Source organism: Arenibacter sp. 6A1 (assembly GCF_012272855.1).
Classification (GTDB): domain Bacteria; phylum Bacteroidota; class Bacteroidia; order Flavobacteriales; family Flavobacteriaceae; genus Arenibacter.
In genome coordinates, this window is the sequence record NZ_JAAXCQ010000003.1 from 84,063 (window position 1) to 104,259 (window position 20,197).

At 39.7% G+C, this 20,197-nt stretch carries 12 protein-coding genes; all 12 read left to right on the top strand.

Annotated elements, in window-relative coordinates:
• The first annotated feature begins 90 nt into the window (after positions 1-90).
• The 12 genes from HCG49_RS03175 (at position 91) to HCG49_RS03230 (ending at position 20,152) form a co-directional block, all read left to right on the top strand.
• Positions 91-915, top strand: a complete 825-nt coding sequence (locus tag HCG49_RS03175; RefSeq protein WP_168468118.1) for a GIN domain-containing protein — start codon at positions 91-93, stop codon at positions 913-915.
• Between the two features lie 111 nt (positions 916-1,026).
• Positions 1,027-2,049, top strand: coding sequence for a Holliday junction branch migration DNA helicase RuvB (gene ruvB / locus HCG49_RS03180; protein WP_168468119.1), 1,023 nt, complete (start codon positions 1,027-1,029; stop codon positions 2,047-2,049).
• Positions 2,050-2,717: 668 nt separating this feature from the next.
• Positions 2,718-3,824 carry a nickel-binding protein gene (locus tag HCG49_RS03185; RefSeq protein WP_168468120.1) on the top strand — a complete coding sequence of 369 codons (1,107 nt, stop codon included), beginning with the start codon at positions 2,718-2,720 and terminating at the stop codon, positions 3,822-3,824.
• 241 nt (positions 3,825-4,065) lie between these two features.
• Complete coding sequence (locus HCG49_RS03190; RefSeq protein WP_168468121.1) at positions 4,066-6,012, top strand: helix-turn-helix domain-containing protein; 1,947 nt, start codon at positions 4,066-4,068, stop codon at positions 6,010-6,012.
• Between the two features lie 220 nt (positions 6,013-6,232).
• A complete protein-coding gene (locus HCG49_RS03195) occupies positions 6,233-6,739 on the top strand; it encodes a hypothetical protein (protein ID WP_168468122.1) in 507 nt (168 codons plus the stop codon).
• A gap of 201 nt (positions 6,740-6,940) precedes the next feature.
• A complete protein-coding gene (gene queG / locus HCG49_RS03200) occupies positions 6,941-7,861 on the top strand; it encodes a tRNA epoxyqueuosine(34) reductase QueG (RefSeq protein ID WP_168468123.1) in 921 nt (306 codons plus the stop codon).
• A 166-nt stretch (positions 7,862-8,027) separates the two neighbouring features.
• Complete coding sequence (locus HCG49_RS03205; RefSeq protein WP_168468124.1) at positions 8,028-10,325, top strand: NADP-dependent malic enzyme; 2,298 nt, start codon at positions 8,028-8,030, stop codon at positions 10,323-10,325.
• Between the two features lie 102 nt (positions 10,326-10,427).
• Positions 10,428-11,009: a Holliday junction branch migration protein RuvA gene (ruvA, locus tag HCG49_RS03210; RefSeq protein ID WP_168468125.1), complete on the top strand. Its 582-nt coding sequence runs from the start codon at positions 10,428-10,430 to the stop codon at positions 11,007-11,009.
• 5 nt (positions 11,010-11,014) lie between these two features.
• On the top strand, positions 11,015-18,181 hold the full coding sequence (gene sprA / locus HCG49_RS03215; RefSeq protein WP_240938619.1) for a cell surface protein SprA: 7,167 nt from the start codon (positions 11,015-11,017) through the stop codon (positions 18,179-18,181).
• A gap of 226 nt (positions 18,182-18,407) precedes the next feature.
• A complete protein-coding gene (gcvH, locus tag HCG49_RS03220) occupies positions 18,408-18,788 on the top strand; it encodes a glycine cleavage system protein GcvH (protein WP_072764382.1) in 381 nt (126 codons plus the stop codon).
• On the top strand, positions 18,757-19,182 hold the full coding sequence (locus tag HCG49_RS03225; protein ID WP_168468126.1) for a VanZ family protein: 426 nt from the start codon (positions 18,757-18,759) through the stop codon (positions 19,180-19,182). Before gcvH ends, HCG49_RS03225 begins: the two co-directional genes overlap by 32 nt.
• A 268-nt stretch (positions 19,183-19,450) precedes the next feature.
• Complete coding sequence (locus HCG49_RS03230; RefSeq protein ID WP_168468127.1) at positions 19,451-20,152, top strand: energy transducer TonB; 702 nt, start codon at positions 19,451-19,453, stop codon at positions 20,150-20,152.
• Positions 20,153-20,197 lie beyond the last annotated feature (45 nt).

Consider the following 20,197-nt stretch of genomic DNA (forward strand, 5'->3'; position numbering starts at 1 on the left):
TTAAAGGGCTATTGCTCCTTTAACAATGGCCAAAGCTTTTTGTGCTTTAGGCACTACTAAGGTTCTAATGCTCATTAAAATCATACTATTATGAAAAACTTCGCGCTACTTTGCCTTCTTTTCTTTTACTGTGTGTCCTATGCCCAAAGAAAACCTAAAATAAAAGGGAACAGAGCGGTTACAGAAGTCGTGGAATCCTTGCCATCCTTCTCTGCAGTACGGTTAGAAGACGATTTGGATATTGTTCTTCAAAAAGGATCCAGTACAGGCTATAATATTACTGCCGATGAGAATTTAATTGGTGTTCTAAAGCTAGAAGTTATCGAGGATACCTTGGCCATTAGTTCTTTTTATAAGATTACATCTAGTAAAAAACTGAATATTGTAATCGATTTTATGGACTTAAACGCTATAACCCTTTACGATGGAAAACTAGAAATAAAGGATCACTTTACTACAGATCAATTAATGGTGAATACCTATGGGAATTCTAAATTGGAATTCAATGCTAGTACGCAGCAAGTAGATATCAACATGAAGGATCGCAGTTGGGGCAATTATAATATTGTTAGCGATTCCTTATATCTCTTTATGGATGATAAAAGTGAACTAAAGTTATACACTTCCAACAAGAGCCAGTTTCTTACGTTAAAAAATAATTCCAAGGCGGATATAGGTGGGACGGTAGACAGTTGTCATCTTCAGTTAACTGAAAGCGCTAGTTTAAAAGCATCGGAATCACAGGCTACTACCGTAGTAGCAAATGTATCGGGAACTACTACAGCGAAGATAAATGTATCTACGACCATACACCTTTCTTCCAGGGATGATGCAAAAACCTATATATACGGGGATGCTACTATTACCCTCAAAGATTTTTTAGGCACTTCAGAACTCTACAAACGTAACAATTAAGGCGTATTAAGAGCCTTCTTAGCTTTTTTATGCCGCTTCTACATTCCATATGGCTTGCATTCCAAGATTCGGCTTAAAATTATCCTTAAATTAAATTATCTTTGTTTTTGTATGAACGAGAACCTAGATCCTACTACGGGAAATTATTCAGCGGAAGAGCTGGACATAGATAGAGCTTTGAGACCTGTATCCTTTGATGACTTTACAGGTCAGGAACAGGTATTGGAAAATTTAAAGGTATTTGTAGAAGCGGCGAACTTAAGGAACGAAGCCTTGGACCACACCTTGTTTCATGGGCCTCCAGGGCTCGGAAAAACCACCTTGGCGAATATATTGGCCAATGAGTTGGGGGTAGGTATTAAAATTACTTCTGGACCTGTATTGGATAAACCAGGGGATTTAGCCGGACTCTTGACTAACTTGCAGGAGAGGGACGTATTGTTCATAGATGAGATTCATCGCTTGAGCCCTATTGTCGAAGAATACTTGTATTCGGCAATGGAAGACTATAAGATTGATATTATGATCGAGTCTGGACCCAATGCTCGGTCGGTACAGATAAACCTGAACCCCTTTACGCTAATAGGGGCAACCACCCGTTCTGGCTTGTTGACCTCTCCGATGCGGGCCCGTTTTGGAATTCAAAGTAGGTTACAATATTACTCTACAGAACTATTGGCGACTATCGTTGAACGTAGTGCAGAGATATTAAAAGTACCTATTACCATAGACGCAGCTATAGAAATTGCTGGTAGGAGCCGGGGAACACCAAGGATTTGTAACGCCCTATTGAGAAGGGTACGAGATTTTGCCCAGATAAAGGGCAATGGAAAGATCGATATTGAAATGGCCAAATATAGTTTGAAGGCATTAAATGTTGATGCCCATGGCCTTGATGAAATGGATAATAAGATTTTAAGTACTATTATCGATAAGTTTAAAGGAGGTCCTGTCGGGATTACTACTTTGGCAACAGCAGTCTCCGAAAGTGCCGAAACTCTGGAAGAGGTGTACGAACCTTTTTTAATCCAAGAGGGTTTTATTATGCGTACCCCAAGAGGTAGGGAGGTCACTGATTTGGCATACAAACATTTGGGAAGAATTAAAGGGGGCACTCAAGCTGGATTGTTCTAATAGTACTAAGTGATAGTGGTTTCCTATTAAAAGTCAGGCAATGTTTTTAAACAAAAGAATGGCTATATGGTCTTATAAAATTCTGGATATGCAGCCCCCTTTTAGATGTCATTAAGGAATAGTATACCCCCGAAAACTGTGGTGCTGCCGAGCAATTTGAAAATCCATCTATTGCCCCATTTCTAATTTTTCACAATAGCACAATGCCAAATTTTATATGGCTTATTGACTATTGTTACTTGATTTTCGCGTTAGGGACCGCGGCGGCATCCCCGCAGCAGGGCAAGGGATATAGCCAAGTGCCCGACCGACGCAGGAGGGAACGCCCAAATTATTTTGCTCAAAATTATAAAATTCAGGAATAGCAACTTCTTCCTACTAAAAAGCTGCCAAAGCTTCCTGGCTAAATCCGTGGTTAGCGATGTTTTAAACAGGTTTGGCCTATTTATGGGCAGACTATATTCCCAGTAGTGCTTTTTAGGCTTAAGGAGTATTAGGTAGCTTAAGGAATAACGATGGGCTATGCATCCTTGTCTTCGTAATATTTTTGTATCTTTAGATATAATGTAAGTACTACTTTCCATCCATTTAGCCGGTGATATTGAAATTTTGATATTCCCTCTACATCAAAATAAGATTTTTAAAACGCATTAATTTAAGCCTATACTATGCCTGTTTTTATGGATCTTCATGTTGGACAAGGGGTTACGGCCGAACAAGTGGCTATCGCTCATCAGAAAGATTTGGCCGCACAAGAAAAATATAACTGCAAATGTCTCACTTACTGGGTAGACGAAGAGCGGGGAAATGCTTATTGCCTAATAGAGGCGCCAAATAAGGAGGCTGTTGCTAAACTACATTACAATGCCCATAAACAACTGCCTGCGGAAATTATCGAGGTTGATACAAGGGTGGTTAAGGCATTTTTGGGGCGTTTACAAGACCCAGAAATTATTGATTATGTAATAGACCAAAAAATAAAGGTATTTACAGGGCCGGCTTTTCGCGTAATCCTACACCTTGAAACCAATGATGTCATTCAGCTTTCCCATCAGGAAGGAGGTGCTTTTAGTGGGTCCTGTCTTCATAATTGTAATGAAATTATGCATGGTTGTATTGCAAAATATCAGGGAGTGGTAGCCGATCACAAGGGCGAAGCATTGATAGCCTCTTTTCAAACGGCCATGCAGGCGGTCTTGTGCGCCTCGGAAATTAAGAATGTTTTAAAGGACCAATCCGATAGGATAAAACTACGTATTAGTATCCATGGCGGTATTCCGGTAGATAATAATCAGGAACTTTTTGGGAACACCTTAAGGCTTGCAGGGATTTTAAATGGGACTTCTAAAAACGGTTCTATTGTAATCTCTGCGACAGTAAAACAGTTATTAGACAAGGCTGATAGGAATGCTGGGATCAATTTCGCGGAGGTACATTGCCTATCGGCTGCCAACGAGGAATTTTTGACCAATTTGGGGGCGGTGTTCAGCGAACATTGGCAAAATTCAGATTTTAAAATTCTGGAATGTTGCAAGTTTATGGGGGTTAGTACATCGCAATTGTATAGAAAATCGGTAGAAGCTACCGGTAGTTCTGCCAAAGCCCTATTATTGGAATTTCGATTAAAAAAAGCTAGACAAATGCTCTTTTCTCCCGTTAAAAATATCTCTCAGATCGCCTACGATTCTGGGTTTAATAGTCCCTCTTATTTTTCTAAATGCTTCCATAAACGGTTCGGTCTACAGCCTACTTCATATCTTAAACCCAATATTTAAAGGGATCTCTTTTTACCAGTTTTTGAACGATTTATGACTAGGGTCTTGCTGGTATCTTTGTATATTTCAGTTGATTAGTTGTAAACGGTGTGGAGTTTGTCTAAGGCTGCTTGCATGAAGAAAGGGCACAGAATCCTGGTCTTAAAACTAACCTACATAGGACTTTCTCTGTATTGCAGATCTTCTAAAAGGCAAGCAAGGCAAGTGTACCGCCCGTTATAGCTGCCGTAAATTTCAGGAAATGACTGCTGTATTACATACCATGAATGATAAATTCATTAAAAATTTAAACGACATTCTTTCGGTTAATTTGGAAAATGAACGGTTTGGGGTACAGGAATTTGCCGAATTGGCCGGATTGAGTCGTTCACAATTACATCGGAAACTTAATGTACTGCTGGGGAAGTCGAGCAGTCAGTTTATTCGTGAGTATAGGCTACAAAAGGCCTTGGAGCTTTTGCAGCACAATGTGGCAACCGTTGCCGAGATAGGGTATATGGTAGGTTTTGGAAGTCCTACCTACTTTAATACATGTTTTCATGACTATTATGGCTATCCGCCAGGAGAAGCCAAAATTAGGAACGCTATACTAGACGAAAGAGAGAACGAAGAGGGCTTAAATGATTTTCAGTTTGGTTTTACCCATTGGCCAGAAAGAAGTACACGGAAATATTTGACCCCTATTAAAGTTGCAGTGATCACCTTTATCGGGTTGGCGCTAATGATTGTGATGTTCTTATTCTATAGCCAAAATTTAATGGGTGAAAACATATGGGGGAGTACCCCGAAAAATCAAGAAATGTCTTTAGCTATTCTTCCCTTTAAAAACCTAAGTGAAGATGTAGGGAACCAGTATTTGGCCGATGGAATTATGGCTTCTATCCAAGGTAGCCTTAATAAACTATCTGGAGTAAAAGTAATATCGAGTACCAGTATGGAGCAATATCGTGGAAGCCTAAAAACGGCGCCGGAAATTGCCAAAGAACTTGAGGTGTCGTATTTAGTGGAAGCAAGTATTCAGCAAAATGAAAATAAAATACGGATAATAGCGAAACTTATAGAGGCTAAAAAGGATCACCAATTATGGTCGGCGACCTATGATAGGGATTTAAAAGAAATTTTTGACATGCAAACGGAAATTGCAAACAATATAGCGACAGCATTGAATGCCAACCTTTCTTTAAAAACTACGGAATATAAAGAAATTGTGTCTTCCGAAGAATTAGAAATTTATAGCCTGTACCTAAAAGGGATGTATTTTAAAAATCATGGTGGATCGGAAAATTTAAATAAGAGTATCAAATCTTTTGAGCAGGTGATTGAGGCAGATCCAGAATATGCCTTGGCATACGCTGGATTGGCCGGAATTTTCTTAGCTAGATTGGATGAAGGAAATCCTGATATATCTATTGAAGAAGAAATTGTAAAGATCAAAGAACTGGCAATGATGGCTATCGCCTTGGACGATACATTGGCAGAGCCCCATAGTATTCTTGGAACCATAGAAGGGGTTTTTGAGTGGAATTGGGAGGCAGCGGAAGAAAAATTTTTGCTCGCTATTTCCCTGGACCCTAAAAACTCCATGGCGCGTATGGAATATGCACGGATTTTATTTGTTGCCGAACGTTTTGAAGAAGCTTGGGAACAAATTCATCAGGCGCAACTACTTGATCCATTGTCTTATTTTGTTTATACCAAAAGTGCTATTTATAATATACAGGGCGGTAATTTTGGCAAGGCAGCGGTAGACAATAAAAAAGCCTTGGAAATTAACAAAGACCACATAACTACCTATTGGATAAATTTTGATTTGTATATAGGGCAAGGGTATTACGAGATGGCAGTTAAAGAACTACTTTTTATTATGGGTATGGATCCCAGTACTAAGAAATATGTGCCAGAGATTGAAGCTTTATACAAGGATAACGGAATTAAAGCCGTTTTTGAATGGCTTATTGCCTATGATTTAAGCCGAAATGATTTACATATATTATTTTATATGGCCCAAAAACATGCCTTTATAGGGGAAAGGGAAAAAGCGCTCGATTTGTTAGAAAAATGTCTGGAGATGAAAACTCCAGCTATGGTGCGAATAAAACACAATATATATTTTAAAAACCTCCATGCCGAACCAAGGTTTTTAGCGCTTCTTAAAAAAATGAATTTAGGATCTTATAATAGAGCATAAGACCCTCTAAAGAATATTATTCCTAAATTTTAGACTTACCCTATTTTTTACCCACCTCCCAATATCATTGCTTTCTTGGTGGCTATAATCGTTTTTATGGCTTTAGATTATGTTTTAAAGGCTTTAAAACACCTTCGGAAGTTTTTACAACATAGCTGCTATGTACTGCCCGCTATTTTCAACCACCTTTGGTATTATTAACCCACAAAATTATATCATCATGAAAAAGTTAGTTGTTGGCATGTTGTTATTAGGTCTTGCCAGCCTAGGGTTCTCCCAAGAAATTAAAAATGGGATTGAAGAAGTGGCTCTGTCAGAGGTTACCGTATCTCCTATTATAAATAGCGAATACATCGATAAGGTTCAGGACGATTATACTCCCTTACGAGTAAAAATGTTTGAAAATGAGGTTGCTAAATACGATATTAAGGATTCTTATTTATACGATAGGGATTATGATCAATTTGTCATAATATTTGTCCAAGACAACGGTAAAATTGTGGCTACCTTCGATGACGACGGAAATATTGTAAACGCCTTTGAATATCATTTAGATGTTAGGGTTCCTAGAAATTTAATAGATGGTGTTTATAAACAATATCCCGGTTGGACTGCCGAAAAATCTAAATATCTAGTGAGCTACGGAAATAATAAGGACGTAAAAAAGGTTTACAAACTTGTGTTGGCCAAAAACGATACCCGTAAGAGGTTGAAATTATTCCCATAAAGACCGGTGCGGACCAAGAAGTGGTTATTGCGGCAACGATTAGTAGCCAGATTCACAAACGGAAATATTTACCGGATGGAGAGATCAGGGGTGGCAGTTCTAAATTACCAAAAGAGATTTGTACCTTAGCCATGAAATAGATTGCCTCCCTTATACGCCATAGTGCAGAAAGGATGTAAAGAAGTTAAAGCGATAGGACTCATGACAGCCCATCAAAAGAATACAGAACTTATAAAAACCGAAGCTAAACGCCTCGGTTTTTTGTCTTGCGGTATTTCGAAAGCCGAATTTTTGGAAGAAGAGGCCCCGCGTTTAGAAAAATGGCTCAACAATAACATGAACGGCGAAATGCAGTATATGGAGAACCATTTTGACAAGCGATTAGATCCTACTAAATTGGTAGAGGGATCAAAATCCGTCATCTCGTTGTTGCTCAATTATTATCCTGAGGAAAAACAGGTCGATGGCACTTATAAAATTTCCAAATATGCTTATGGCCAAGATTACCATCATGTCATAAAAACGAAATTGCGACAGTTGCAAGAATTTATTTCCGAGGAAATAGGTGCGGTAGAAGGTAGGGCTTTTGTAGACTCTGCCCCGGTATTGGATAAGGCATGGGCAGCCAAAAGTGGCCTGGGGTGGATAGGAAAACACAGTAACCTGCTCACCCAAAAGGTAGGTTCTTTCTATTTTATTGCAGAGCTGATCCTGGATTTAGAATTGGAATACGATGCTCCGGTAACCGATCATTGTGGTTCTTGTACCGCATGTTTGGATGCCTGTCCTACCCAAGCCATTGTAGCGCCCTATGTGGTAGACGGCAGTAAATGTATTTCCTATTTTACCATCGAATTAAAAAATGAGATCCCATCTGGTTTTCAAGGAAAATTTGACGATTGGATGTTTGGCTGTGATGTGTGCCAAGATGTGTGCCCATGGAACCGTTTTTCCAAGCCCCACAGCGAGCCCCTATTTCAACCAAATCCCGAACTGCTGTCCATGACAAAAAAAGACTGGGAAGAAATTACCGAGGACGTTTTTAGAAAGGTTTTTCAAAAATCTCCCGTAAAAAGAACTAAGTTTTCTGGCCTAGAGCGAAATATTAAATTCCTGAAATAAAATTTTTTATATTTCATGGTCCTACTATAGCCATAGGGATACTATGGTTCTATTTTAGGAATAATTAATTTATAGGGCTTCTTTTTGGACCCAATTTGCATTAACTTCGATATTCTTATGAAATGCGAAGAATACGTTTAAATTTGCTATACAAAACCACAACTATATGAGTAAGGAAAAGACCAGACGGGAAGCATTGGTATATCATGCCAAGCCTCAACCGGGTAAAATTAAAATTGTTCCGACAAAACCATACGCTACTCAAAGAGATTTAGGGCTTGCTTATTCCCCTGGGGTAGCTGAGCCTTGCTTAGAAATAGCCAAGGACAAGGATAATGTATATAAATATACGGCCAAAGGAAATATTGTTGCCGTTATTTCTAATGGTACTGCCGTATTGGGACTTGGAAATATTGGCCCCGAAGCATCCAAGCCGGTCATGGAAGGGAAATGTCTTTTGTTCAAGATTTTTGCCGATATAGATGGTATAGATATAGAATTGGACACTACAGATGTTGATAAATTTGTAGAAACCGTAAAAGCAATAGCACCTACTTTTGGTGGTATTAACCTAGAAGATATTAAGGCGCCCGAAGCCTTTGAGATCGAAAGACGTTTAAAAGAAGAATTGGATATTCCTGTGATGCACGATGACCAGCACGGAACTGCCATTATTTCTGCCGCGGCACTTTTAAATGCCTTGGAACTTTCCGAGAAAAAGATCGAAGAGGTCCGCATTGTGATCAGTGGCGCTGGGGCGGCAGCCGTTTCCTGTACCAGATTGTACAAGGCCTTTGGTGCCTTGGGTAAAAATATTGTCATGCTCGACAGTAAGGGCGTTATCCGTTCTGATAGAGAGTCCTTATCTGTGGAAAAACAAGAATTTGCCTCGGATAGGAAAATAGACACTTTGGAGGAAGCTATGGTCGATGCCGATGTGTTTATTGGGCTTTCTGTTCAAGATATTGTTACGCCAGAAATGTTATTGTCCATGGCCGATAACCCTATTGTGTTTGCGATGGCCAATCCAAACCCGGAAATCGACTATAATTTGGCCATTCAAACCAGGAAGGATATTATTATGGCTACCGGAAGATCGGACCATCCTAACCAAGTAAATAATGTTTTAGGTTTTCCTTTTATTTTTAGAGGAGCTTTGGATGTTAGGGCAACAAAAATAAACGAAGCCATGAAAATGGCGGCGGTAACAGCTTTGGCGGACTTAGCAAAAGAATTGGTGCCCGAACAAGTGAATATCGCCTACGGGCAAACAAGACTGGCTTTTGGTAAGGATTATATAATCCCCAAGCCTTTTGACCCTAGACTTATTACCGAAGTCCCCCCAGCAGTAGCAAAGGCCGCTATAGAAAGTGGCGTGGCTAAAATGCCCATAACCGATTGGGAAAAATATAGGGAAGAACTTTTACAGCGTTCAGGAAACGATAATAAAGTGGTGCGATTGCTACACGATAGGGCTAAAACAAATCCTAAGAGAGTAGTTTTTGCAGAAGCCGATCAATTGGATGTTCTTAAAGCAGCGCAAATAGTATACGAAGAAGGTATTGCAGAGCCAATTTTATTGGGTAATAAGGAAATTATTACCGAATTGAAAAATGAACTGGAATTTGATGCCGATATTCAAATCATAGATCCACATGGCGAAGAAACGCTAGCGAAACGAAACCACTATGCCGAAAAGTTTTTCCAAAACAGACAGCGTAAAGGGGTTAGTTTATACGGGGCAAAAATAAAAATGAGGGAACGCAATTATTTTGGTTCCATGATGGTGTTGGAAGGCGATGCCGACGGGATGATTTCTGGTTACTCTAGAGCCTATCCTACGGTAGTAAAACCAGTGTTCGAAGTTATAGGGAGGTCTTCCAAAGTTAAAAAGGTGTCTACGGTAAATATTATGATTACCGAAAGAGGACCTTTGTTCCTTGCCGATACCTCTATCAATATAGATCCAAATGCCGAGGAACTTGCCGAAATTGCAAAAATGACCTCTAGAGTGGTCGCTACTTTTGGCTTTAATCCGGTAATGGCAATGTTGTCCTATGCTAATTTTGGGTCTTCTTCACATGCCGATGCGACCAAAGTTAAGGACGCGGTGAAAATGTTGCACCATGAGAATCCAGAATTGGTGGTCGATGGAGAAATCCAGATAGATTTTGCCTTGAATAAGGAACTGCATCAGAGTAAATTCCCTTTCTCTAAAATAGCAGGAAAAAATGTGAATACCCTTATTTTTCCAAACTTGGAATCGGCCAACATTACCTATAAACTTCTAAAAGAATTGAATAAGTCCGATTCTATCGGACCAATTATGGTAGGCTTAAGAAGGCCAGTACACATCCTTCAATTGGGGGCAAGTGTGGCCGAAATGGTCAATATGACCGCCGTAGTAGTTTGTGATGCCCAAGAAAGAGAAAAAAGAAAAGAGGCCAAGGCAAGCGAAAAATAAGAACTGATTTTTTAAAATTAGATGGTTTCTACTGTTAAATAAACTTGTGTGTTTAATAGTAGAAACCTTACTTTTATAACCCTATTTTTTTTAGTAAATAATATGATTACGCATTTAAAAGGAAAACTTGTCGAAAAGAACCCCACCTATCTTGTGGTCGAATGTGCTGGGATAGGGTATTTTGTAAATATTTCTTTGCATACTTTTTCTAAAATCGGAGATTCCGAAAATGTCCAGGTGTATACCCATCTTCAGGTAAAAGAAGATTCCCATACCTTATACGGGTTTATGGAAAAATCGGAACGCGAAATATTTAGACTCTTATTGTCCGTTTCTGGGATAGGTTCTAGTACGGCAAGAACCATGTTGTCTTCCTTAACACCAAGTCAGATAAGAGATGCTATAGCCGCTGGAGATGTGCCTACTATTCAAAGTATAAAGGGGATTGGCGCTAAAACAGCCCAAAGGGTTATCTTGGATTTAAAAGACAAGGTATTGAAAATTTATGGTATTGATGAACTTTCTGTGCCGACGAACAATACAAATAAAGAAGAAGCGTTATCAGCATTAGAGGTCCTTGGATTTGTTAGAAAGCAGGCGGAAAAAGTTGTGGAAAAGGTAGTAAGCCAAGACCCTGCACTAAGCGTAGAAGATATTATAAAAATTGCGCTTAAAAATTTATAGTGAATTTGAGAAAGGCAGATAAGTATTATCATATAACGGTAGCTAGGTTTTTTGTACTACTCTTTATTTTCTTTGGCGCATCGCAGCTGTCGATGGCCCAAGAAACTGGAAAGGAGCAGGAAGTAGATACCGTAAAAACGGGTGTGGCTTTAGGGAAATTGGTCATGGAAAATCCAGAGAGTATCGTCTCCAAATACACCTATGATCCTAATATGGACCGGTATATTTATACGGTTAGCCTGGGCGATTACGATATCAATTATCCCATTATTCTTACTCCCGCACAATACTTAGACCTTGTTCAGAAAGAAGGTATTAAAAACTATTTTAAAGACAAGGCCGATGCCGTAACAGGAAAAAAGGAAGGCAGTGAAGCCGCCCGAAAAAACTTGTTGCCCAATTTTTATCTCAACAATGACTTTTTTGAAACTATTTTTGGAGGGAATTCTATAGAAGTTATTCCACAAGGTTCCGTAGCCATGGACCTAGGGGTGATATGGCAAAAAAATGACAACCCATCTCTTTCTCCCCGAAATAGGACCAATCTTTCTTTCGATTTCGATCAGCGAATAAGCCTTAGTATGTTGGGGAAAATTGGGGAACGGCTAAAGGTGAATGCTAATTACGATACCGAAGCAACCTTCGATTTCCAGAATTTAGTGAAGTTAGACTATACCCCTACGGAGGATGATATTCTTCAGAAAATTGAAGTGGGTAATGTGAGCATGCCACTTAACAGTTCCCTGATAACGGGGGCTCAAAGTTTATTTGGGGTCAAGACGCAATTGCAATTTGGAAAAACAAAGGTTACCGCCGTATTTTCAGAACAACGGTCGCAAAGCAATACGGTAGTGGCCCAAGGAGGAGGGACACTTAATAAATTTGAGTTAAGAGCTCAGGATTACGACCAAGATAAGCACTACTTTTTGGCCCATTACTTTAGGGATTCCTATGACAAGGCCTTAGAGAATTATCCCTTTATAAGAAGTCAGGTACAAATAACCAGATTGGAGGTTTGGATTACCAATAGAAGTCAGCAAACCTTAAATGTACGAAATATAGTGGCTTTGCAAGATTTAGGCGAGGCAGAGGCAGAAAAAACAAGGATAGGTAGAAATAACGGAGATCCGGCAGGTTTTTTCAATTCCTCTTCCGCAGGGAACTTGCCTAGAAACAGTGCCAACGATTATAACCCATTGCAAATAGGCTCGGGAGGAGCGCTGAACAAAAACATTCGCGATATAGCTACCGTACAAAGCGGATTTAATATTCCGGGGTATACCGTAAACCAAGGGTTTGATTATGCCATCTTGGAAAATGCCAGAAAACTGGAACAAGGCCGAGATTTTACCTTCAATTCTCAGTTAGGGTATATTTCTTTAAATCAACGTCTTAGTAATGATGAGGTGTTAGGGGTCGCTTTTGAATATACCTATAACGGCGAAGTGTATCAGGTGGGAGAATTTGCCAATGGTGGTTTAGATGCTACTACCGTTTCTCCAGGAACCGAAATTCCGGTGAACAACAATACCTTAATATTAAAACTTTTAAAGAGTAATATTACCAATGTTGTCGATCCTATTTGGGATTTAATGATGAAAAATATTTATGCGACTGGAGCCTACCAGCTGAGTCCCGAAGATTTTAAGCTCAATATATTATACGCAGAAACGACTCCTAGGAATTATATAACTCCCGTGGCTTCCGGTATTGGCTCTGGGTGGCCAACCTCACCGAAACCTTTGGAAGAACGGATTTTGTTAGATGTTTTTAATCTAGACCGCCTAAATTCCTATAACGACATTCAGTCTGGGGGCGATGGTTTTTTCGATTATGTGCCCGGGATTACGATAGATCCAAAATCGGGAAGCATTATCTTTACCAAGGTTGAGCCTTTCGGCGAATACCTATTTAATCTTTTGGGCGGCGGTACCTATGATGTTGCCAATGATCAGGGGTATAATGAAAACCAAAAGAAGTACGTATTTAGAAATATGTATGCCCTACCTACGGCAGCGGCACAACAAGATGCGGAGAAAAATAAATTTATTTTAAAAGGATCCTACAAATCCCAAGGGATGAACGGTATTCCAATCGGAGCTTTTAATGTTCCTAGAGGCTCGGTAAGGGTGACCGCCGGAGGAAGGCAACTGCGCGAAGGCATAGATTATACCGTAAATTATCAGGCCGGAACGGTGCAGATATTAGATCCTAGCTTAGAGGCTTCCAATACCCCTATCAATATTTCAGTAGAAAACAATGCCGTTTTTGGACAGCAAACAAGGCGTTTTACAGGTGTCAATGTAGAACATCAATTTAATAAGAACTTTGTGCTTGGGGCTACCTTATTAAATTTAAACGAACGACCATTGACCCAAAAATCAAACTATGGTATTGAACCGGTAAACAATACCGTTTTTGGCCTGAACAGTAATTTTTCTACGGAAATTCCTTTTTTAACTAGGTTGGCCAATAAATTACCCAATATAGATACCGATGTCCCTTCTAACTTATCGGTAAGGGGAGAGGTAGCCTTTTTAAAACCTAGTGCTCCCAAGCATGCTAGTTTTGAAGGGGAGACCACTACCTATTTGGACGATTTTGAAGGGGCGCAATCACTCATCGATATTCGTTCTTTTATGGGGTGGACCATGGCGAGTCCGCCGGTAGAATTCCTAAATCCTGATAATAGCCTGAAATCAGGATTTGGAAGAGCAAAAATAGCTTGGTATACCATAGATCCGGTGTTTTATTCTAATCAGCGTCCTTCGGCTCTGAACGATGATGATATCTCTACCAATGCCACAAGACGAATCTATATTCAGGACGTTTTCGACCAAGATGTGGCACAAGGACAAACCTTGGCACAAAATACCTTGGATTTAGCCTATTACCCCAATTTAAAAGGGCCTTATAATGCCAATCCAAATTTTACCTCAGAACAGCCCCAAGACAAATGGGCCGGGATAATGAGGTCTCTTAGTAGTACGGACTTTGAACAATCTAACGTAGAATACGTACAGTTTTGGGTAATGGATCCTTATGTAGATGGTATTGCTACCAGCCCTGGGGACTTGGTGTTGAACCTTGGGAATATATCAGAAGATATTTTGCCCGATGGTCGGAAGCAATATGAAAACGGACTGCCCTTGAATGCAGATTCAAATGATCTTACTTATAAAACAGCCTGGGGAAAAGTACCCGCTACACAATCGCTTGTATATGCTTTCGATGCCGACCCAAAGAACAGGGAAAAACTAGATCTAGGTTTCGATGGCTTAAGCGATGAGGAAGAGGCTACCTATACCTTTGAAGGCGGAATTAGTTATAACGGCCCGGCAGAAGATCCTGCCCTGGATAATTACGAGTATTTCCTAAATAGGGAAGGTAGTATCCTAGAGCGATATTTAAATTTCAACAACCCTCAAGGCAACTCCCCTGTACAATTAAGCAATACCAATAGAGGGTCTACTACCTTGCCAGATGTAGAAGATATTGATAGGGACGGGACAATGAATACGGTAAATAGTTATTATGAATACCGTATCAGGATAAAACCCAATACCAATATAAACGATAAATATGTTACCGATATTAAAGAAGGGGTAACCAGATCCTTGCCTAATGGAAAAACATTAAATGAGCGATGGATCCAATATAAAATTCCATTGAGCGATTTTAGCAATGCTATTGGTGGTATCAACGATTTTAGGTCTATTAGTTTTATGAGAATGTACCTCACAGGGTTTAGCAGCAATGTGGTAATGCGATTCTCTACCTTGGACCTGGTGCGTGGCGATTGGCGTTCCTATAATAAATCCTTGCAGCCAGAGGTAGACCCCAATCCGGCCGATGATGGTACCTTGGTCGATGTCAATGCCGTAAACATAGAAGAGAATTCAAATCGTAGCCCTATTCCTTATGTATTGCCACCGGGTGTAGCTAGGGAACGGTTAAATAACAATAACACTATTATCAGGCAAAATGAACAGTCATTGTCATTTGTTGTCGAAAATTTAGAGCCGCAAGACGCTAGGGGTGTTTTTAAAAACCTCAATATTGATATACGGCAGTACAAGCGGTTAAAAATGTTTATGCATGCCGAAAAGTTAATCAATGCTGACTATACCGATGACGATACGCCTTTGGTTGGGTTTATCCGAATAGGGGCAGATTTTTCTCAAAATTTCTATCAGATAGAGCTGCCTTTGCAATTCACTCCCTTTGGGGCAACTTCGGCTTCTGAAATATGGCCAGAAGTAAACGAATTGGACATTTCCCTAGAAGACTTATCAAAGGTGAAATCCTCGGGGATCGCCTCCCAAACTCTGAATACTATAAATTACTACGAACTTAATAATGGCGAAGTGGTTCAGGTAAACGAGTCAGATCCAAGAACCCTCGGGAAGATAAGGATCGGTATTCGTGGTAACCCTTCTTTGGGAAGCATTCGAAGTATGATGGTTGGGATAAAAAACAACGATAACCTGCCAGCTAGGGGAGAAGTGTGGTTTAATGAGCTGCGCCTCTCCGGATTGGATAACAATGGAGGCTGGGCCGCGGTAGCTGCCATAGATATGAATATGGCCGATTTTGCCAGTCTTTCGGCAACAGGGAGTAAAAGCACCTCCGGTTTTGGGGCTATAGATCAAATGCCCAATGAGCGGGCAAGAGAAGATGCTTTATCCTATGATGTGGTGACCAACTTAAATATGGGGCAGTTGTTTCCTAAAAATTGGGGCTTGCAATTACCCGTTAATTATGGGGTTTCTGAGCAATTGATAACTCCCGAATTTGATCCGGTTTATGACGATCTTAAGCTAAAGGCCCGTATTGATGCCGCAGAAACACCAGAAGATGCCAAAACAGTGGCACAACAAGGAGAAGATTATACCAAAAGAACCAGTGTAAACCTAATAGGGGTACGTAAAAATAGAAGCGAAGAAGGGGATGCTAATTTTTACGATATAGAAAATTTTACCTTTAATTATTCGTACAACGAATTAAACCACAGAGATTTTGAAATAGCCAATTTAAAGGATCAAAATGTGGTGACTGGCTTTGTGTACAATCATAATTTTAAGCCTGTGCCGGTGGCGCCTTTTGTAAAAAAAGATTCCCTCTTTACGGCTAGTTATTTAAAATGGCTAAAAGATTTGAATTTTAACCTGTTGCCAACTAGTATGGCTGTGCAATCCAATATCAACCGCTCTTTTAATCAGCAACAGTTTAGGGATGTTTTTGAACCCGGAGTAGAGAAATTGTCCTTGCCTTTTTTACAACAGCGGAACTACCTCTTTAATTGGCAGTATAATTTTGTGTATAGTCTAACAAAATCGCTGAGGTTAAACTTAACGGCATCGAACAATAATATTGTACGAAACTATTTTTCGGACGAAGGCAACCCGGAGTCGGCCATCAATCAGGACCTAGGTCTTTGGGATGGGTTTTTCGATCTGGGGGAACCCAATAGGCATTCCCAAGAAATGCAGTTGAATTATGAACTGCCATTGGATAAAATTCCTGGGCTTAACTTTATTACTGCACAATATAGTTATACCAGTAATTTTGATTGGCAACGGGGTGGCGACGCAATAAGAGAAGTTGCAGGGGAAGATATCAATACCGTACAAAATGCCAATACCCATAATTTAACTGGTGCTTTTAACATGCAAAAGTTCTATGAGCTCCTTGGGGTTTCTAAGAGAAGCAGAAATAGGGGGCAGATAAGGAGTGCCAAATTAGATAAGGCCGGTAATCCTGCGAATGCAGATGCTGCTGCAGGGAAGGATAAAAGTGAGAACGGATGGAGTGCCTTGGTAGATGTCCTGACCATGGTAAGAAGAGTCAATGTTTCTTATACCGAAAATAGCGGAAAAGTATTGCCGGGCTATACAAGGTCGGTTGGTTTTATCGGTACCGCCAAGCCTACCATAGGTTTCGTTTTTGGTAGCCAGGCAGATGTGCGCTATGAAGCGGCAAAAAATGGATGGTTGACTAGTTTTCCAGAGTTTAACCAGCAATTTATGGAGAATACTAATAAGCGCCTTAATATTACCGCAACGGCACAACCTATGCCCGATGTGACCATTGATTTGGTCGCCGATAGGGAATTCTCTCAAAGTTATCAGGAGAGTTTTAATGTTGCCGATAGTGGTAATGGGGTGTTCGACTATGTAAATCTTTTAGGTAATACTTACGGGCGTTTCAGTATTTCTACCCTAATGATAGGGACCGCCTTTAAAAAGAGTGACGAGTTTAATTCGGAAAACTTTGAAACCTTTAAAGAAAATCGGATTACCGTGGCCAACAGAATAGTTTCGGAAAGAAATCATGATACCGGGGTCGTCGATGAAGATGGCTTCCCAGAACGGTATGGCAAAACAAGTCAAGACGTTTTGTTGCCTGCATTTTTTGCCGCCTATACTGGTCAGGAGGCCGAAAAGGTTAGCTTAGGTGCCTTTAGAAATATACCCATTCCCAACTGGAATATAAAGTATACCGGATTGATGCGGAATCCATGGTTTAAGAAGAAATTTAAACGGTTCTCGCTTAGTCATGGCTATAGGGCGGCCTATAGTATGAATTCCTTTCAAACCAATTTGGCGCGCACTCAGCTCATCAACGAAGGTTTACAGCCAATAGATCCGGAAACTAAAGACTTTTTGCCAGAAAACATTATCAATAACTTGGTCCTTACAGATCAGTTCAATCCTCTGGTGAAAGTAGATTTTGAAATGAGAAATTCCCTAAGTGTCATGGCCGAAATAAGAACGGATAGGACCTTGTCATTGAGTTTTGATAATAATTTAATGACAGAAATGAACGGAAAAGAATATACCGTTGGTTTGGGGTATCGATTTAAGGATGTAAAACTGGTTACCAACTTTGGAGGCGATCAACAGCGGTTAAAGGGCGATTTAAATCTAAAAACCGATGTGACCCTAAGAGATAATATTACGATTATAAGAAATTTAGATATCGATAACAATCAGATTACTTCTGGTCAAAACCTGTTATCGATGAAATTTGTAGCAGATTATGCCTTGACAAAGAATCTAAATGCCCTTTTCTTTTACGATCATTCCTTTTCTAAGTTTGCCGTTTCCACGGCCTTTCCTCAAACTTCTGTCAATACTGGGTTTACCTTGAGATATAATTTTGGGAATTAATAGACAGGGCAGCAGTAGATTCCTGGGGGCTTTTTAAGCAAAACCCCAATAAACTATTTTTTTAAGGTGCTAGGAACCTATATCGATGGCTTCGCCAGTATAGGAAAGGAAGTCCTTGATAGTCTTCTTTTAATATTAAATAATAAGATTGCGGGAATTGCTCTCGTTTTTTTTTGATTAGCTAGTGATAATCTTATACATTTGTTTCTTTTAATAAATAGATATAATGAATATACCTTCTGATTTAAAATACACCAAAGACCACGAATGGGTTAAGATTGACGGTGATACCGCAACCATTGGGATTACAGATTTCGCACAGGGCGAACTTGGCGATATCGTTTATGTAGAGGTAGAGACCTTGGATGAAACCTTAGATAAGGATGAGGTTTTTGGGACTGTAGAAGCGGTAAAAACTGTTTCGGATCTTTTTCTTCCGTTGAGTGGAGAAATTGTAGCCTTTAACGAAGCCTTAGAGGATGAGCCAGAAAAAGTCAATACAGATCCTTATGGGGATGGTTGGATTATAAAAATAAAGATCAGCGATACCTCAGAGGTAGATGGGTTGCTTAGCGATGCAGACTACAAAGAATTGGTTGGTGCTTAAGAAATACTTTTTTACGTTAACGTTTATAAGCTGGACGGTGTTTATTACACTGCTCAGCTTATTTTCGTTTAGTGAAGCGAGCTTGCCAAGGGTGAGTATTCCTAATGTTGATAAATTAGTGCACGCTGCTTTTTATTTCGGAGTGGTTGTTCTGGGATGCCTTTTTATTAGAGAAATTTCTCAGGGAAAAATCTCTAAAAAAAAGGGGATGACGATAATGGGCTTGTTTGCAGTTATTTATGGTATAGTTATTGAGGTATTGCAAGGAGCGCTCACCCAAACTAGAGAGGCCGATTTTTTAGATGCGTTGGCCAATAGTGTGGGCGTATTGTTAGGGCTGTTTTTGATAAATGTAATTTTTTCGGGAAAAACCGCTTTTAAGTGGAATGATTAGTACTTTTTTTAGGTACTTTAGACCCCAATTAAGATTTATTTAAGATAAATTTGAACTGTGAGAGAAATGCTGTATACGGTAGTTGTAGGCAGTATTGAGTTGATTATAAGCGTACTTTGACCTTGAATAAGGAAAATTAAGGAGGGGTGAAAAGGGTGTAATTGATAGAACAATACAGTAGAATGTAAAATTTTTACATCATTTTTTCTGAAAAATTTTAAACACATAAAATAAATATATAAATTAGCGAACCTTTAAATTAATAATTATGGAACTTAAAAAGAATCCAAAAGCAGACTTGACCAGAAATAGTGGACTATATTTTGTTATCGGTCTATTCTTGGTGATGTTATTGACGTACGTAGCCTTTGAATGGAAGACCTATGATGAGCAGAATGATTTTAACTATACCATGAATGTAGAAGACGTTTTGGATGAAGAAGTGCCCATGACGGAGCAAATAAAAACACCACCGCCACCACCGCCACCAGCAGCACCTGAGATTATCGAGGTAGTTGAAGATGAGGTAGAGGTAGAGGAAACTGTGATAGAATCTACAGAATCTAGTGAAGAAAAAGTTATTGAGGTTGCAGATGTGGTAGTAGAAGAGGTAGAGGAAGATCTAGATATCCCTTTTGCTGTTATTGAAGATGTACCTGTTTTTCCAGGATGTGAAAACGAAAAGGATAAAAGAGCATGTTTTAACAGTATGATACAAAAACATATTGCTAAAAACTTCCGTTACCCAGAAATTGCTCAGGAAATGGGAGTTCAAGGTAGGGTGAGCGTTATGTTCGTTATTCAGAAAGACGGTAGTATCGGAAATATTAGAATGCGTGGACCAGATAAAAACTTGGAAGCAGAAGCAGCGAGGATTATCGGTAAATTGCCTAAAATGACTCCAGGAAAGCAAAGAGGAAGAGCGGTACGAGTTCCATTCAGTATTCCAATTACTTTTAAGTTGCAATAAGTACTCCTAATTATAAAACAAAAAATCCCGAGCTTTCGCTCGGGA

Bases quoted from the DNA above. Each gene is read 5' to 3' on its own strand.
- queG (WP_168468123.1), top strand. From the start codon at position 6,941: ATGACAGCCCATCAAAAGAATACAGAACTTATAAAAACCGAAGCTAAA.
- HCG49_RS03175 (WP_168468118.1), top strand. From the start codon at position 91: ATGAAAAACTTCGCGCTACTTTGCCTTCTTTTCTTTTACTGTGTGTCC.
- HCG49_RS03185 (WP_168468120.1), top strand. From the start codon at position 2,718: ATGCCTGTTTTTATGGATCTTCATGTTGGACAAGGGGTTACGGCCGAA.
- ruvA (WP_168468125.1), top strand. From the start codon at position 10,428: ATGATTACGCATTTAAAAGGAAAACTTGTCGAAAAGAACCCCACCTAT.
- ruvB (WP_168468119.1), top strand. From the start codon at position 1,027: ATGAACGAGAACCTAGATCCTACTACGGGAAATTATTCAGCGGAAGAG.
- HCG49_RS03225 (WP_168468126.1), top strand. From the start codon at position 18,757: ATGCAGACTACAAAGAATTGGTTGGTGCTTAAGAAATACTTTTTTACG.
- HCG49_RS03190 (WP_168468121.1), top strand. From the start codon at position 4,066: ATGACTGCTGTATTACATACCATGAATGATAAATTCATTAAAAATTTA.
- gcvH (WP_072764382.1), top strand. From the start codon at position 18,408: ATGAATATACCTTCTGATTTAAAATACACCAAAGACCACGAATGGGTT.
- HCG49_RS03205 (WP_168468124.1), top strand. From the start codon at position 8,028: ATGAGTAAGGAAAAGACCAGACGGGAAGCATTGGTATATCATGCCAAG.
- HCG49_RS03195 (WP_168468122.1), top strand. From the start codon at position 6,233: ATGAAAAAGTTAGTTGTTGGCATGTTGTTATTAGGTCTTGCCAGCCTA.
- HCG49_RS03230 (WP_168468127.1), top strand. From the start codon at position 19,451: ATGGAACTTAAAAAGAATCCAAAAGCAGACTTGACCAGAAATAGTGGA.